General features: G+C 66.3%; 15 protein-coding genes. 7 read left to right on the forward strand and 8 right to left on the reverse strand.

What is annotated here, in order from left to right; genetic code table 11:
• Position 1: 1 nt before the first annotated feature.
• The 4 genes from ACHWUQ_RS11220 to ACHWUQ_RS11235 are packed head-to-tail and all read right to left on the reverse strand — an operon-like array spanning position 2 to position 3,535.
• Positions 2–1,027: a sulfotransferase family protein gene (locus ACHWUQ_RS11220; RefSeq protein WP_394681168.1), complete on the reverse strand. Its 1,026-nt coding sequence runs from the start codon at positions 1,025–1,027 to the stop codon at positions 2–4.
• Entirely contained in the window at positions 1,015–1,869 is an 855-nt protein-coding gene (locus ACHWUQ_RS11225; protein ID WP_394681169.1) for an aspartyl/asparaginyl beta-hydroxylase domain-containing protein, read from the reverse strand. Before ACHWUQ_RS11225 ends, ACHWUQ_RS11220 begins: the two co-directional genes overlap by 13 nt.
• Complete coding sequence (locus tag ACHWUQ_RS11230) at positions 1,866–2,831, reverse strand: collagen-like protein (protein ID WP_394681170.1); 966 nt, start codon at positions 2,829–2,831, stop codon at positions 1,866–1,868. The genes ACHWUQ_RS11225 and ACHWUQ_RS11230 overlap by 4 nt, the downstream gene beginning before the upstream one ends.
• Positions 2,828–3,535, reverse strand: coding sequence for a hypothetical protein (locus ACHWUQ_RS11235; protein ID WP_394681171.1), 708 nt, complete (start codon positions 3,533–3,535; stop codon positions 2,828–2,830). The genes ACHWUQ_RS11230 and ACHWUQ_RS11235 overlap by 4 nt, the downstream gene beginning before the upstream one ends.
• Positions 3,536–3,704: 169 nt before the next feature.
• On the opposite strand from ACHWUQ_RS11235, the gene ACHWUQ_RS11240 reads away from it, so the two are divergent.
• On the forward strand, positions 3,705–4,562 hold the full coding sequence (locus ACHWUQ_RS11240) for a M48 family metallopeptidase (RefSeq protein ID WP_312413889.1): 858 nt from the start codon (positions 3,705–3,707) through the stop codon (positions 4,560–4,562).
• Positions 4,563–4,581: 19 nt separating this feature from the next.
• On the opposite strand, the gene ACHWUQ_RS11245 is transcribed toward ACHWUQ_RS11240, so the two are convergent.
• Together ACHWUQ_RS11245 and ACHWUQ_RS11250 are read right to left on the reverse strand one after the other, a co-directional pair.
• Positions 4,582–4,881 (reverse strand): DUF2218 domain-containing protein, encoded by a 300-nt coding sequence (locus tag ACHWUQ_RS11245; RefSeq protein WP_394681172.1) that lies wholly within the window; start codon positions 4,879–4,881, stop codon positions 4,582–4,584.
• A gap of 12 nt (positions 4,882–4,893) precedes the next feature.
• Positions 4,894–5,910 (reverse strand): alpha/beta hydrolase, encoded by a 1,017-nt coding sequence (locus tag ACHWUQ_RS11250; RefSeq protein ID WP_394681173.1) that lies wholly within the window; start codon positions 5,908–5,910, stop codon positions 4,894–4,896.
• A gap of 162 nt (positions 5,911–6,072) precedes the next feature.
• Between ACHWUQ_RS11250 and ACHWUQ_RS11255 the strand changes: the two genes are divergently transcribed.
• The gene (locus ACHWUQ_RS11255; protein WP_394681174.1) at positions 6,073–7,005 is read left to right on the forward strand and encodes a helix-turn-helix transcriptional regulator; all 933 of its coding nucleotides are present in this window, start codon (positions 6,073–6,075) and stop codon (positions 7,003–7,005) included.
• 162 nt (positions 7,006–7,167) lie between these two features.
• Positions 7,168–9,477, forward strand: a complete 2,310-nt coding sequence (locus tag ACHWUQ_RS11260; protein ID WP_394681175.1) for a TonB-dependent siderophore receptor — start codon at positions 7,168–7,170, stop codon at positions 9,475–9,477.
• Positions 9,478–9,544: 67 nt separating this feature from the next.
• On the opposite strand, the gene ACHWUQ_RS11265 is transcribed toward ACHWUQ_RS11260, so the two are convergent.
• Positions 9,545–10,183: an MBL fold metallo-hydrolase gene (locus ACHWUQ_RS11265; RefSeq protein ID WP_313336456.1), complete on the reverse strand. Its 639-nt coding sequence runs from the start codon at positions 10,181–10,183 to the stop codon at positions 9,545–9,547.
• 188 nt (positions 10,184–10,371) lie between these two features.
• Here ACHWUQ_RS11265 and ACHWUQ_RS11270 point away from each other — a divergent pair, with 188 nt between their 5' ends.
• Entirely contained in the window at positions 10,372–11,208 is an 837-nt protein-coding gene (locus tag ACHWUQ_RS11270; RefSeq protein ID WP_313336453.1) for an AraC family transcriptional regulator, read from the forward strand.
• Between the two features lie 80 nt (positions 11,209–11,288).
• Positions 11,289–11,714, forward strand: a complete 426-nt coding sequence (locus ACHWUQ_RS11275; protein ID WP_313336450.1) for a cupin domain-containing protein — start codon at positions 11,289–11,291, stop codon at positions 11,712–11,714.
• 319 nt (positions 11,715–12,033) lie between these two features.
• On the opposite strand, the gene ACHWUQ_RS11280 is transcribed toward ACHWUQ_RS11275, so the two are convergent.
• Entirely contained in the window at positions 12,034–12,342 is a 309-nt protein-coding gene (locus tag ACHWUQ_RS11280; protein WP_394681176.1) for a hypothetical protein, read from the reverse strand.
• Positions 12,343–12,581: 239 nt separating this feature from the next.
• Here ACHWUQ_RS11280 and ACHWUQ_RS11285 point away from each other — a divergent pair, with 239 nt between their 5' ends.
• The gene (locus ACHWUQ_RS11285; protein ID WP_394681205.1) at positions 12,582–14,219 is read left to right on the forward strand and encodes a Re/Si-specific NAD(P)(+) transhydrogenase subunit alpha; all 1,638 of its coding nucleotides are present in this window, start codon (positions 12,582–12,584) and stop codon (positions 14,217–14,219) included.
• A gap of 18 nt (positions 14,220–14,237) precedes the next feature.
• A complete protein-coding gene (gene pntB / locus ACHWUQ_RS11290; protein WP_394681177.1) occupies positions 14,238–15,653 on the forward strand; it encodes a Re/Si-specific NAD(P)(+) transhydrogenase subunit beta in 1,416 nt (471 codons plus the stop codon).
• The last annotated feature ends 4 nt before the right edge of the window (positions 15,654–15,657 follow it).

The following is a 15,657-nucleotide window of genomic DNA, read 5'->3' on the forward strand; positions in this document are numbered from 1 at the left end:
GTCATAGAGCGGCCTCGGTGAGAGTCTCTGCGCGGTCATGGGCGTCGCACCGGGCCCGCAATTGCTGGTAATGGGGGGCCATCCATTGCGCGGCCAGCGCGCGCAGTGCGGCGTCGGCCTTGGCATGTTTGTCGTTGGTGTCCTGGGCAAAGGGCTCATGCGGCCGCTTGCCGTGGCGCGACAGGCGCTCGCGCAGCGCCTGCATGGCTTTTGCATCGGGTTGCCAGGACATGCGTGGCAGCACCCACTGCTCGATGGCCTCGGGCAGCTGGGCATGGTCCAGCACCAGCGCTTGCGCCGGATCGGCCACCCGGGCCATGTCCGCATAAATGCGGCCCAGCATGCGTGCGCAGTACTGCGCGGGCGGCATCGTGGCCTGCTCCAGCAGGCTCAGGCCCGGCAGGCCGAACGTGGGGCCAAAGGCGCCGGGAACGAGGTAGAAAGCGCGCTCCTGCATCTGCGACACCAGCACGGCCAGCGGCTCGCGGGTCAAAAAGACTGGCAAGGCCTCAGGCCAGGCCTGCATCAACAGCGGTGCCTGGTCGGTGTTCCAGGCGTCGATCTTGAGGCTGGCCGATTGCAGCGCCGGGCTGGCCGCATCGCTGCGCTGGGCCCAGGCGCTCATCCAGGCGCGCAGCGCGGCAATGGATTGCGCGGGGCTGAGCCAGCCATTGACCCGTGCCTCGCGCAGCAGGAAATCGACCGGTGGCGGCTCGGACATCGCCAGGTGGTGGGCGCTTTGCGCCAGTGCCTGGGGGAACAAGGTGGAGCCGCAGCGCGAGACATGGAAGACCAGCAGGCAAGGCGCGATACCCGGCGACTGCGCCTGCCAGTCCAGCAGCACTTGCAGCGGGGTCTGCCGGCGAAAGGCCTGGTTGAACGGCAGGTTGAGCAGCGGCTTGAGGCTCTCCTGGTAGAAGGGCGCGCGCAGCGGTGCATCGCCCAGGCGCGCCCAGTCCACCATGGTCTGGTTGCCATCGTGGTACAGCCGAACGGGCCGCCAGCCCTGGAGTGTCAGAGCATCCATTGGGCATTCCAGGCGCGGCGCCCGGCCTTCATCGCCGATTCGACATCGGAGGCATCAAACACCAGGCCCTGGGCCTGGCCCAGCGCAATGCTGCGGGCGCTCAGGCTGGCCAGGTCGGCGCAGCCGGCCAGCGCATCGGCCAGTGCTTCTTGCGCAAACACGCGCTCGCGAAACTGTTCAAATGCCAACCAGGGATCACCGTCATCAGGCGCTGGCTCGCCCTGGTCACCGGCGGCAAACGCCTGTGCCAGGCGCTCGTCCACCAGCGCATCTGCCACCAGGTGGATGCGTGCCTTGCCGCTGCGGTTGCGCACGCGGTGCGGCAGGGACACATCGGTGTACCAGCATTCACCCACGCGCATCGGCACGCGCTGGCCACCTAAATGGAAAAAAACCCGCTCTTCGGTCTGCAAGGGAATGTGCAGCCGGGCATCGCCCTCGGCCGCGCACAGGCCTGCATCGGTGTGCTCCATGATTTCGCTGTCAGGCTGCAGGCGCATCAGGCGCACCGATTTCCACTGCAGGTCCAGGCTGTGCAGCAGGGCGGCAATGGCGGGGCAGGCCTGCAGCGCCTCGCAGTCGGCATACGCGTCCAAACTGGCATCCATCGGCATGATGTCCGACGGCGCCTGGGCCGATGCCCGCAAGGCCAGCGCCTGCCAGCCACCATCGTGCCGGCCCTGGTTGAAATGCATGCGCCACAGGGATTCGGGCAGTTGCTGGGCTTCTTGCAAGGCAGCCGCTACCTCCAGGCGCCATGGCAGGCGCATGGTGGTGATGCCCTGCAGGCGAAGACCCTGGCGGGGCTGGGCTTGCAGGTCCGGAGCGGCCGTGTGGGTCATGGCGTGGTGACAGGGGCGCAAAGCGCGTAGGCCTTGCAGGTCAAAGAATTGTCGCCTTTGAACGAGTTCAGGATCTGTACCGACCAACCACGGGTACCGCTGCAGCTGGTCGGCGAGCCGGGTGCACTGACCGAAACACGCACATCGAAGACAGGGTTTTGTACGGTCCCGCTAAAAGCCGAATGGCCGCCACCGATCACTTGCTCGCCAACATTGCAGCAGGCGACTGCTTGGCAGAGTTCACCCGTGCCATCGCCTTCGACAGTGCGTACAGCGGCAATCGAGCCGGCGGGTCCTTGAATACCTTGGGCACCAGGCGGGCCTGGCTCGCCCTGAGGTCCTTGCAAACCGGTCGCGCCCGTCAGCCCGGTCGCGCCAGTGGCGCCTGCGGGACCAGCAGGGCCTTGAGCGCCTGTGGCACCTTGGGCGCCGGTAGCACCGATGGGACCGGCAGGCCCGGTCGCACCGGTAGCACCTGTTGGACCTATGGGGCCTGTCTGGCCCGCAGGGCCGGCAGCGCCGGTGGGGCCCGCAGGGCCTGCAGGACCTGCTGGGCCCGTTGTACCCACAGCGCCGCTTGGGCCGGTTTCACCCGTGGGGCCTGCCGGCCCAACCGGGCCAATGGCGCCTGCGGGGCCAACCGGGCCTTGCGGACCGGTGGGACCGGCCGGGCCTGTAGCGCCCGTGCCAATGCCATCGGCACAGCGCAGCAGGCGGCCGGTGGCAGGGTCCATGCACAGCTGCTCGGTGCCGGTCTCGGGCGCGGTGCGGACTGGCGGCACATAGGTTTCGCCGGTGCCCTGCACCCGGAACAGATCCTGGTTGGCCTGGTCCTTGATGACAAAGCCGGAGCCTGCCGCTGGTTTGAAGCTGGTATCGGCAGACCATGCGGCGCTCGCAGCCAGGGCCATGATGCTGCCGGCCAGCCAACGGCTGTGGAAGAAGGAGGTGACGAGGTTCATGGCTGGGTTCTCAGAAAAGAGCGGATGCGGGCAGAGCGCAACGCGCCCCAGGACAAAAGCGAAAGCAGCAGTGCGAGGCTGGCCGTCCAGCCCAGGCCGGAAACCGGCACCGCAACCGGCGCCGCGCTAGGCGGTGGGCCGATGTAGACATTGACCAGGTTGACGTTCTGCTGCGTGACTTGTGCGCCCGGGCCCAAGGTGAAGATCGCTGGCTGGCCGGATGCGGTGGTGATCTGCAGCGGCTGGCCCGGCTGGCCTTGCAGCACCAGGTTGCCCGTAACGACGATATTGGCGCCGTTGGGCAGCACAAAGCTTTGACCGCTGCTGGAGCTGAAGGTAAGGTTGGCTACCGTGGTGACGCCGGAGACGGTAAGGCTGGCGCCCGGCGCGGCGCAGGAGCCGTCGAAAACCATGGTGCTGGCCGCTGCGTTCAAGCTGCCCTGGTTGCGAAAATCGGAGCCCAGCTGGATGCTGCCCTGGGCATCGAGCACGCCACCCGTTTCGATCAAAAAGGCCCCAGCGTTTTGCAGCGTGCCACCGTCCAGTGCATAGCTGCCCGCAATGGTGACGGCCTCACAGCCCAGGTCCTGGCTGCCACCGCCTAGGCTCCCTTCAGAGCCAGCAGGGATCTCCATCTGCGCATGCGCAGCAGAGGCAAGGCCAAGCGCGATGCTCGCGGCGGCCAGAAAACGCAGATGAGGCATGGGCGGGCCTGTTTTGCTTTGGAGCAAATGTAATTGGGTGTAGATTTGTACCAGAGCGAAACATAGTTTGCAATTTATTTATTAAATATATTTATTAATGTGCTAAGCGAAATCGTATTTGGGGATACAACCGCTGTGCGATCATCGCGTTTTCATGATTGGAACTGGAATGCCTGACCTGCCTCACCCGACACCGTTGTTCAGCTGTGCCTGCCACGGGCGCCGCGCCTGGTTGCAAACGCTGGTGGCGGGTGCCGCCGTGGTGGGGGCGGGCAGCGCAGGCAGCGCCTGGGCGCAGGTCGATGTGGGCAAGTCGTCCGCGCTGCGCAATCTGGTGCCGGCCGAGACGCTGGAGCAGGCGGCGCAGCAGCAGTACGCCGAGCTGCTGGCGCAGGCCAAAGAGCAGGGTGCGTTGGCGGGGCCGGGCAATGCGCAGCTGCAGCGCCTCCAGACGATTGCCCAGCGCCTGATTGCGCAGGCCCTGCCCTGGAACCCGCGCGCCAAGGACTGGCAGTGGCAGGTGAACCTGATCGGCAGCAAGCAGATCAACGCGTTTTGCATGCCCGGCGGCAAGATCGTGTTCTACACCGGGCTGATCGACCAGCTCCAACTCAGCGACGATGAGATTGCGATGGTCATGGGCCACGAGATGGCGCATGCGCTGCGCGAGCACTCCCGCGAGCAACTGGCCAAGACCCAGGCCACCGGGCTGGGCATCCGCCTGGGCGCGGCCATTTTTGGGCTGGGCGATATGGGCACGGCCGCGGCCAACCTGGGCGGCCAGCTGCTGACGCTCAAGTTCAGCCGCTCCGACGAGTCCGATGCCGATCTGGTCGGGCTGGAGATCGCTGCACGTGCCGGCTATGCGCCGCAGGCCGCCGTGACGCTGTGGGAAAAGATGGGTGCTGCCACCGGCAAGGGCGGCATCGGCTTTCTGTCCACCCACCCGACCGGGCCGGACCGCATCGCCAACCTGGAGGCGAATGTGCCCAAGGTGCAAGGTCTTTACGAGCGCGCCAAGCGGTAGAGCCCCGGCCTGAACGCGCTCACACCCATTCCACCTGCATCGGGTTCTTGCGCGAGAACAGCGCCACATGCGCATCGATGGCATGGCGCACCCGTGCCAGCGCCAGGGCATCGTCTGCGCTGCAGACAAAGGAGAGCGTGCGTTCGTCGGCCCGCAAACTGCAGTGGCCCCAGGGGAACTGCGCTTCGCCCTGCAGGCTGTCGTACTGCACCTTGATCTTGCGGCTGAAGTGGTAGCACAGCCGCTGCAGGTAGCGGCTGGCCTCTGGCGTCGCTACCTGGCCTTGGGTGCTGAATGGGGTGGCGGTCGATGAAGTCATGGCGTCGGGCGATCAGTCCTGCAGAGCCATTGCCAACGCCTGCTGCGCCGCTGGCAGCATCGCGCCGCCGTGGTCGGCTCCGGGAAAGCTGGCATAGCGCAGCGCCAGGCCGGGCGCGCCGCGCAGACTTTCCATCAAGGCCGGAATGCCGGGCGCGTTCTGGCGCTGGCGCCGTATCGCATCACGGGCCGGGTCGCTGGCGGATGCCGGCGGCGAAGACTGCGTCGATGGCGCGGCCGGCCGCGCTTCCCGCTCACCCTGCGTCAGCAACAGCTGCAGCGCCGCTGCATCGGCAGGCCGGCTCGCTGCCTGTGCCAAAAAGCCGGGCAAGGCTTGCAGCACCAAGCCATCGCGCCACCAGATCGAGGGGCTGGCGGCGACATAGCGCTGAAAGCTGCCCGGCCGGGTCAGCAGCGCATGCAGCACGCAGAAGCCGCCATACGAGTGGCCAAAAAAGGTCTGGCGCGCCCGGTCGATCGGCCAGCTCGCCTCCACCAGCGGGCGCACCTGCTGGTCGATGAAATCCAGAAAATGGTCGGCGCCGCCTTCGGCACGCCCGCGCGCATCGGTGGCCGGCCCGGGCGCAGGCGGGGTGTAGTCATAGCTGCGGGCGCTCAGGTCCAGTACCGCGCTGTCGGCATAGCCCAGGCCGACGACCACTGCGCCTTGCGTGGGCACCGAGGGGCCGCGCGCAAAGCGGTTGCGCATCAGCTGCGCGGTGGGTGTGAACAGCAGGTTGCCGTCCAGCAGATAGAGCACCGGGTAGCCTTGGGGCGGCGGCGGGGCGGGCGGCACGGCCACCATGATGCGGTGCACGCGCTCCAGTGCGCCCGGGCCCGGCATGCCGGGCGCGCGCAGGTCCAGCTGCCGCGTGCCGGGCAGGGTCACCGCTGGGGCATCCTTCAGGCTGCTTTGCCAGGCGCAGCCGGGCAGCGCAAGCGCGGCGCCCAGGCCCAGCAAGCGGCGCCGGGTCCCATCGGCCAATTGGGCCAAGGGCAGGGTGGGGAAGGGGGACAGGGCAATGTGCATAGGGGCGGGGCTTGCGGCAAATCAACCATGAGCTTGAGAATGATTTGCATTAAGAAATTATCATGGCAAGCATGGCACAAACCCGCTTGGCCCATGTTTGCTGCAGCAAGAAAAATGTTTGCGCATGCCGGGCACCCCTTCCACCCGCTACCGGCCTGGCCCATGCACAGCGCTGATCCTGCATCCAGCCCAGAGGCGGATCAAGCGGACCTGCGCGCGCATGTCTCGCGGCTGCGCGAACTGCGCCCGGGCCTGCACCTGCACAGCGAGGACGGTTGCGACCTGCGCGACCAGACTGCGCAGGCCGAGATCGGTGCCGGGCTGCGCCTGGTGGTGCTGCTGGAAGGGCGCATTGATGTCTCCTACGGTTTGACCCGGGTGGCGCTGAGCCATGCAGGCGCGGGCGCCAGCGCGGCGCTGGTGTCGGTTGCCGAGCGCGAACGCTTTGAGCGGCGCGCGCGCTCGGGCGTGTATTCCCGCCGGGTCAGCCTGGGGCTCACCCCCGCCTGGCTGGCCCAGGCCGGAGGTGGCGACGGGGCCGCCTGGCCCGATCTGCAGCGCTTCATGCATGAGCACCTGGCCACGCGCCGCTGGCAGCTGTCGCCCCGCGCCGCCGTGATTGCCGAGCAGATCGTGCATCCGCCAGGCTTGGCGCCGCTGCTGCAGCATATGTACCTGGAAAGCCATGCGCTGGAGCTGCTGGGCGAGGCACTGGCCACCGTGGGGGATGGCGAGGCCGCGGCCCCAGGCGCCAGTGCGGCAGGCCTGCTGCCGCGTGAACACCAGCGGCTGCGCGAGCTGCAGGCGTTTCTGGCCTCCGGCCAGGCCGATGCGCTGTCGATGGATGCGATTGCGCGCCAGGCCGGTGTCAATGCCAGCACCTTGCAGCGCCAGTTCCGCAGCGTCTACGGCACCACCGTATTCGAGTTCTTGCGCGAATGCCGGCTGCAGCGCGCCCGCCAGGCGCTGGAGCGCGACGGCATCACCGTGGGCCAGGCGGCGCTGCTGGCCGGCTACACCAGCGCCGCCAACTTTGCCACCGCCTACCGCAGGCGCTTTGGCCTGGCGCCCAAGCTGGCGCGGGCACGGGTCTAAAAGCGCGCGCTCTTCCGTCCGCATCCATGGCCTGGTCTCCGCCGGACGGCACTGCCGCTGGCGCAAACATCTTTGTTGCCCGCGCAAACCACGGCGCGCCCCCGGGATGGAAGAATTCAGTACTTGGTAATGAAAATCATTTGTCTTTCAAAAAGGGGCGGTATGTCGATCCAGGCAGGGGAACAGGGGTGGCGCTTGCGCGCCGTGGCAGCAGCGGTGCTGGTAGTGGGTGTGCAGGCGGCAGCGCAGGCACAAACCCAGGCAGCGGCAACCACACCGCCGGAGCAGGATCCGACCTTGGAGACCGTGCAGGTGCTGGGCACGGCAGAAAGCGCCTGGAAGCAGGCACCGGGCGTATCGACCGTCACGCGCGAAGACCTGGACAGCCAGCCGAGCAATGACCTGGCCGATGTGCTGCGCCAGCAGCCCGGTGTGAACCTCACCAGCAACTCCAGCAGCGGCCAGCGCGGCAACAACCGCCAGATCGACCTGCGCGGCATGGGCCCGGAAAACACCTTGATCCTCGTCGACGGCAAACCCGTCAACAGCCGGGGATCGGTGCGCTACGGCTGGCGCGGCGAACGCGACACCCGGGGTGACATGAACTGGGTGCCGCAAGAGGCCGTCGAGCAGATCGAGGTGCTGCGCGGCCCCGCCGCGGCCCGCTATGGCAATGGCGCCGCTGGCGGCGTGGTCAACATCATCACCAAGGGCATCCCCGACAAGCTGAGCGGCAGCGCGACGGTCTACTACAACCAGCCCGAAGATTCGCGCGACGGCAGCAGCAGCCGCACCAGCTTCTCGCTGGCCGGGCCCATCTCGGAGCAACTGGGCTTTCGCCTGAGCGGCAATATCGACAAGACCGATGCAGACGCCTGGGACATCAACCAAGGCCATGCCTCGACCCGCACCGGCATCTATGCCGGCACCTTCCCTGCGGGCCGCGAAGGCGTGCGCGACCGTAATCTGTCGGGGCGGCTGAGCCTCAAGCCCGCAGCGGGGCACCGCATCGACTTCGATGCCAGCTTTGCGCGCCAGGGCAATATCTATGCGGGCGATACGCAAAACACCAACAACTACACGGTCGACGCGAATGGCAACCTGGTCGCCACCTCGCAGCGCGTGCTCGATGCGCTGGGCACCGAGACCAACCGCATGTACCGCTCCACCTATGCTGTCACGCACAAGGGCGAGTACGACTTTGGCAGCTCCACCGCCTACCTGCAGTACGAAACCACGCGCAACACCCGCCTGAACGAGGGCCTGGCCGGCGGCACCGAAGGCCTGTTCTCCAGCGATGCCTATGGCACCTCCAAGCTCGACATCCTGACCGCCCATGGCGAGGTCAGCGCCCGGGGCACATGGGGCAGCCTGCCCCATGTGATGACCGTGGGCGCCGAGTGGGTCGAGCAAAAGTTGGAAGACAGCAACTCGGTATCGCAGACCACGACCGAGGCCGGCAGCGTGCCGGGGGTGGACAACACCGGCCGCAGCGGCAAGATCTCCTCGCGCATTGCCTCGGTCTTTGTCGAAGACAACATCGAGCTCAACGCCCGCACCTTGCTGACCCCCGGCCTGCGCCTGGACCAGCACAGCGAGGTGGGCACCAACTGGAGCCCGTCGCTGAACCTGTCGCACTACCTGACGGACAAGGTCACGTTGAAGGCCGGCGTGGCACGGGCCTACAAGGCTCCCAACCTCTACCAGATGAACCCCAACTACCTGCTCTACAGCCGCGGCATTGGCTGCTGGGGCGCGGGCGGTGCCTGCTACCTGATGGGCAATGCCGACCTCAAGCCCGAGACCAGCATCAACAAGGAGCTGGGCATCGAGTACGCCGACGAGGGCCTGCTGGCCGGTGTGACCCTGTTCCACAACGACTACCGCAACAAGATCGATGCGGGCATGACCCCGGTGGGCAGCGCTACTGGCGGCACCGGCGCCTATGCCAATGCCGATGTGTTCACCTGGACCAACATCCCCAAGGCGGTGGTGTCTGGCGTAGAGGGCACCTTCAACATCAAGCTGGGCCCTGCAGTGCGCCTGAGCAACAACCTCACCTACATGGTGCAGAGCAAGAACAAGACCACCGGCGAGCAGCTGTCCATCATCCCCAAGTACACGCTCAACTCGCGGGTGGAATGGCAGACCACCCACGCCTTGCAACTGCTTGGCTCGGTGACCTGGTATGGCGGCCAAAAGCCCAACAAGCTCGACTACCAGGGCCTGCCGCTGACCGGCGAGGAAACCCGCCGCCTGGCCCCCTATGCGCTGGTCGGTGTGGGCGCGCGCTACAGCTTCAGCAAGGATGTCACCCTGACCGCCGGCATCAAGAACCTGTTTGACAAGCGCCTCTACCGCATGGGCAATGCCGTGGGCGTGAACAACCCGCGCACCATCTACGGCGCGGGTGCAGCGACCTACAACGAGCCGGGCCGCTCATTCTATGCGTCGCTGACCGCCAGGTTCTGATCGGCGTCTACGCAAAAAAGGCCAGCGGCATGCCGCTGGCCTTGGGCGTTAGACCCTTCGCTGGAGATCAGGTCCCACCCACATAGGGGTTGCTCTGGCGTTCGCGGCCAAAGCTGCTCTCGGGACCATGACCGGGGATGAACACCGTCGCATCGCCCATGGGCCACAGCCGCTGGGTGATGGAGTCGATCAGCTGCTGGTGGTTGCCCTGGGGGAAATCGGTGCGGCCAATGCTGCCGGCAAACAGCACATCTCCGACAAAGCAACGCGTGATTTGCGGCGCATGGAAGACCACATGGCCAGGGGTGTGGCCGGGGCAGTGGCGCACCTGCAAGGTCTCCTGCCCGATGCTGACCGTATCGCCATCCTGCAGCCAGCGCGTGGGCGTAAAGCTTTGCGCAGGCGGAAAGCCAAACATCTGGCTTTGCTGGGGCAGGCCATCAATCCAGAACTGGTCGCCCGGGTGCGGGCCAATGATCGGCAGCCCGCGCTGCTCGGCCAGCTCACCGGCGCCACCGGCATGGTCGATATGCGCATGGGTCAGCCAGATGGCCTTGAGCTGCAGACCGAGGCGTGCAATCTCCGCCTCGATGCGGTCCAGATCGCCGCCGGGATCGATGACGGCGGCCTCCATCTGCTGGTCGCACCAGACCAGGGAGCAGTTTTGCTGAAACGCGGTGACGGGAATCGTGTGGTAGTGGAGCATGGTTTGTTGGGGCTGGCGGCAGCGCGCAGGCCGGCGGATGCGGGGCGCAATCCGGCTATTGTGCGGCAAGCTGCTATGGACGAGGGGGCTGGGTGGGGTTTGGCGCCGCAGGTGGTGGGTGCCGCTTGGGGGATGCCCCGTAAAATCAGTGCTTCGCCCATCGGTTCTACGTCTTTTCTGGAGGTTTGATGCCCCGCCCTCCTGCCTTGCCCCGTTCGGATTGGGTGCTGCGCAGCCCGGCCTCCGGCGCCATGGAGCGCATCGAGGCCTGGTTCCAGGGCCCTGCCTACGCGATGCACCGCCACGACACCTATGCGATCGGGCGCACCTTGGCGGGCGTGCAGAGCTTTCACTACCGGCGCGGCCGGCGCGACAGCCTGGCCGGCAGCACCCTGGTGCTGCATCCCGACGAGGCGCATGACGGGCAGGCCGGCACGGACGAGGGCTTTCGCTACCGCATGGTCTATGTGGAGCCCGCGCTGATCCAGGACATTCTGGGCGGCAGCGCGCTGCCTTTTCTGGAAGGCGGCATCACCCACGACCCGGCGATATCGGCCGCTGCCCAGGCCTTGCTGCAAGGTGTGGATGATGTTGTCGAGCCCTTGGAGCAAAGCGATGCGCTGGCACAGCTGGCCCATGCGCTGGCCGCTGCCACCGGCGGGCCCGGCACGCGGCGCGCCAAGGCCAAGGGCGACTACCAGGCCGCCCGCCGCGCGCGTGACTACCTGCAGGCCCATGCCACCCGGGTCGTGGCACTGGACGAGCTGGAGGCGGCCACCGGCCGCGACCGCTGGAGCCTGTCGCATGATTTCCGCATGTTCTATGGCACCAGCCCCTACCGCTACCTGACGATGCGCCGGCTCGATGCCGTGCGGCGCCTGCTGCTGGCGGGCCTGTCACTGGCCGACGCCGCCCAGGACGCCGGCTTTGCCGACCAAAGCCATATGACGCGGCATTTTCTGAAGACCTTTGGCATCACGCCAGGGCGCTGGCTGCAGGTGATGCGCCATGCACGACCTCGCTGAACCCGGCACCACAAACGTTCAATACGTCCGGGCTGCGCATGCTTAAGCTGGCTGCTGTTTTCAACACCTACAGCACCACCATGTCAGCACCTGCCGAAACATCTCCCGCACCCCGCCACCGAGGCCAAGGCCAGTCCATCGATCTGCTGGGCAAGATCGCCCAGCTGCAGGGCCATTGGCAGCCGCGCGTGGTAGCAGAGATGAACGACTACCAGTTCAAGGTCGTCAAGATCGCCGGCGAATTTCTGTGGCACCAGCACAGCGACACCGACGAAACCTTCATCGTCCTGGGCGGCGAGTTGCGCATCGACCTGCGCGATGCCAGCGGCAGCATCCGTGCCCTCCACCTGCAGGCCGGCCAGATGGCCGTCATCCCCCAGGGCCTCGAGCACAAGCCCTTTGCGCAGGCCGAGGTCAAGCTGCTGCTGATCGAGCCGCGCGGGGTGGCCAATACGGGGGATGGGGAGGCGGGGGCGCGTACGGTGGCGAATGATCTTTGGATTTAGAACTCGCCCAGCGAAAAAACGGAAGATCTTGGTGAGCGACTGCGAATTCGATGATGTTCCCGGCCAGCTGCAGGATGCGTTGGCATTTCTGAGCGACCATGCCGCCGATATCAGGCGGATGATGCAGACGCGGGAGTCGGCCGCGACGCTGGACTTTGCGCGGGAGACCAGAGAAGAGGGGTTCCAGTACCTCGCTTTTCCCGCGCTGCTGGTGCAGCGCGCCGGGGGCATGGGGGATAGGACTGGAAATTTCTTTGTGCCCGGCACAAAGCTAAGGCTGACTGGCAGAACCAGGCACCCTGGTGGAGCTCTCGGTATCTCAGTACGTTGGGATGAATAACAAAGCCAGAAAACAAAGCGCCATTTCAGTCATCGGCTGGATGGTTCCAACCCAACGGCGCTGCCAGATTGAGCGGCCTAATCTAACCAAGGCGAACAGAAAAGCCAAGAAGAAGAGTTGAGGCCCCACATGCATCACCGTCACGTCAATCAGCTCGCGAATGGATTCCCCCGGTAATGCAGGCCTGGGTCCGTCCAGTAAGGTGGAAGTCCATGGCAACAACAGTATGCCTGCGCAGAGCAAAGCAGTGCTGATGCGAAATTGAAAACGTGATATCACAAATGCCATGGAAGTAGTAGCAGACCCAATGCGCTGGGTGATGGAGCTGCATTGTAGGTATACGCACTGCCCAGTCGCGCGCTATGGCAGGGATCGCCAGGCCCTAGGCAAAAATGCGCGTAGCCCAAACCGCTGGCCCGTGATACAAGGGGTTCTGCGCTGCAGGCATGGCCGGGCACACCGGCGCGCTGCAAGCCCATTGATCCCTGAACCAGGAGCGCGCATCCATGTCCAGCACCTCGCCACCGATGTCAGCAGCAGCGGCGCCGCAGCCACCGCCGGCCAACCCGCAATGCATAGGAGTGCCGCGCGAGATATTCGCCGGTGAAAAGCGCGTGGCCACCGTGCCTGCGGTGGTGGAGAAGCTGGTGAAACTGGGCTTTCGCGTCAGCGTCGCGGCAGGCGCTGGCGAGGCGGCCAGTTTTGGCGACGACGCCTACCGCGCAGCGGGTGCGCAGGTCATGCCCAGCTCGGCGATCTGGGCGGGGGCCGACATTCTCTTCAAGGTGCGGCCACCTACTGCTGAAGAATGCGAATGGATGCATGCCGGCCAGATGCTGGTCGGCTTTGTCTGGCCTGCGCAAAACCCGGAGCTGATGGCGCAGCTGGCGGCCAAGGGGCTGACGGTGCTGGCGATGGATGCGCTGCCGCGCACCTTGAGCCGCGCGCAGAAGATGGATGCGCTGACCTCGATGGCGGGGGTCAGCGGCTACCGGGCAGTGGTCGAGGCGGCCCATGCCTTTGGGCGCTTTTTCAGCGGGCAGATCACCGCGGCCGGCAAGGTGCCGCCTGCGCAGGTGTTTATTGCGGGTGCCGGGGTGGCGGGCTTGTCGGCGATTGGCACGGCCGTCAGCCTGGGCGCGGTGGTGCGCGCCAACGATACGCGGGCCGAGGCGGCGGACCAGGTGGTGTCGCTGGGCGGTACCTTTGTACCGGTGGATTACGCCGAAGAGGGCGGTGGTGGTGGTGGCTACGCCAAGGTGATGAGCGAGGGCTTTCAGGCAGCGCAACGCCAGATGTATGCGCAGCAGGCCGCATGGGCCGACATCATCATCACCACGGCCTTGATCCCCGGCAAGCCGGCGCCGCGCTTGGTCACGGCCGAGATGGTGCAGGCGATGAAGCCCGGCAGCGTGATTGTGGACATGGCCGCCGAGCAGGGCGGCAACTGTGAGCTGACGGTGCCCGGCGAGGCCGTGGTGCGCCACGGCGTGACGATTGTGGGCTACACCGATCTGGCCTCGCGCCTGGCGGCGCAGTCCTCCACCTTGTACGCCAACAACCTGCTGCGCCTGGCCGAGGAGCTGTGCAAGGCCAAGGATGGGCATGCAGTGGTGAACATGGACGACGAGGCGATCCGGGGCCTGACGGTGGTGTACCAGGGCAGCATCAGCTGGCCCGCGCCTGCGCTGGCGGCGGCGCCGGTGGCCAAGCCGGCAGCGGCTGCTGCGGGCACGGCCGCAGCCAGCCCGGCAGCGGCCAAAAAGCGGGGCCATGGCCATGGTGCCGGCAGCCCTTTGCCTGCGCGCACCTTGGCCATCCTCTTTGCGGTGCTGGCGCTGCTCTTCTGGCTCATTGGCGCGCATGCGCCGGCGGCCTTCCTGGGCCACCTCACGGTGTTTGTGCTGGCCTGCTTTATCGGCTACATGGTCGTCTGGAATGTGACACCCGCCCTGCACACACCGCTGATGAGCGTGACCAATGCGATATCCAGCATCATCGCGATTGGCGCGCTGGTGCAGATAGCGCCGCCCGGCGTGGTGGGCTCGGACCGGCCGGGGCTGCTGATTGGCGCACTGGCCTTTGTGGCCCTGGTGCTCACGGCGATCAATATGTTTGGTGGTTTTGCGGTGACGCGCCGCATGCTGGCCATGTTCCGCAAATAGGCCGGGGGGTAGAACCGCATGACCGAAAGCCTTGCAACCGTTGCCTACCTGGGCGCTGCCATTTTGTTCATCCTCAGCCTGGGCGGGCTGTCACACCCCGAGACCGCGCGGCGCGGCAACCTGCTGGGCATGCTGGGCATGGGCCTGGCGGTGCTGGTGACCGTGTTCGGCCCGCGCGTGTCGCAGTCCGGCGTGGTGGCCATTGTCATCGCGCTGGTGCTGGGTGGGGGCATCGGGCTGTATGCCGCCAAGCGGGTCAAGATGACCCAGATGCCCGAGCTTGTGGCGCTGATGCACAGCCTGGTCGGCCTGGCCGCCTGCCTGGTGGGTTTTGCCAGCTATGTCGATACCTCCCATCCGCTGCAGGGCGCCGAAAAGGCCATCCACGCGGCCGAGGTCTATATCGGCATTCTCATCGGCGCTGTTACCTTCTCGGGCTCGCTGGTGGCCTTTGGCAAGCTCAATGGCCGCATCGGCGGCAAACCGCTGCTGCTGCCGGGGCGGCATCTGCTCAACCTGCTGGGGCTCGTGGTGGTGGTTGCGCTGGGCTGCTGGTTTGTGCAGACCGCATCGCTGGGCCTGGGCATGCTGGCGCTGCTCGTGATGACAGCCATCGCACTGCTGTTTGGCGTGCACATGGTGATGGCCATTGGCGGCGCCGACATGCCGGTGGTGGTGTCGATGCTCAACAGCTACTCGGGCTGGGCCGCGGCAGCCACCGGCTTCATGCTGGGCAATGACCTGCTGATCGTCACCGGTGCGCTGGTGGGCTCGTCGGGTGCGATCCTGAGCTACATCATGTGCCAGGCGATGAACCGCAGCTTTATCAGTGTGATCGCAGGCGGCTTTGGCAGTGGCGCGCCCGCAGCAGCGGGCCAGGCAGGCGCAGCGCCCCAGGGCGAGGTGGTGGCGGTCACCGCGGCCGAGACCGCCGAGATGCTGCGCGAGGCCAAGCGCGTGGTCATCGTGCCCGGTTACGGCATGGCCGTGGCCCAGGCACAGCACACCGTCAACGAGATCACCCGTAGCCTGCGCGAGCGCGGGGTGGAGGTGCGCTTTGCGATCCACCCGGTGGCGGGCCGCATGCCCGGCCACATGAATGTGCTGCTGGCGGAGGCCAAGCTGCCCTATGACATCGTGCTGGAGATGGACGAGATCAACGACGACTTTCCCGACACCGATGTGGCCATGGTCATCGGCGCCAATGACATCGTGAACCCCGCCGCCCAGGACGACCCTGCGAGCCCCATTGCCGGCATGCCGGTGCTGGAAGTCTGGAAGGCGCGCCAGTCCATCGTGATGAAGCGCTCGATGGCGGCCGGTTATGCCGGTGTGGACAACCCGCTGTTCTACAAGGACAACAACCGCATGCTGTTTGGCGATGCCAAGCAGATGCTCGATGAGGTGCTGGCCAGCCTCAAGGGCAGCACCTAGGACG

It is taken from the genome of uncultured Comamonas sp. (genome assembly GCF_964277875.1).
Classification (GTDB): domain Bacteria; phylum Pseudomonadota; class Gammaproteobacteria; order Burkholderiales; family Burkholderiaceae_C; genus Comamonas; species Comamonas sediminis.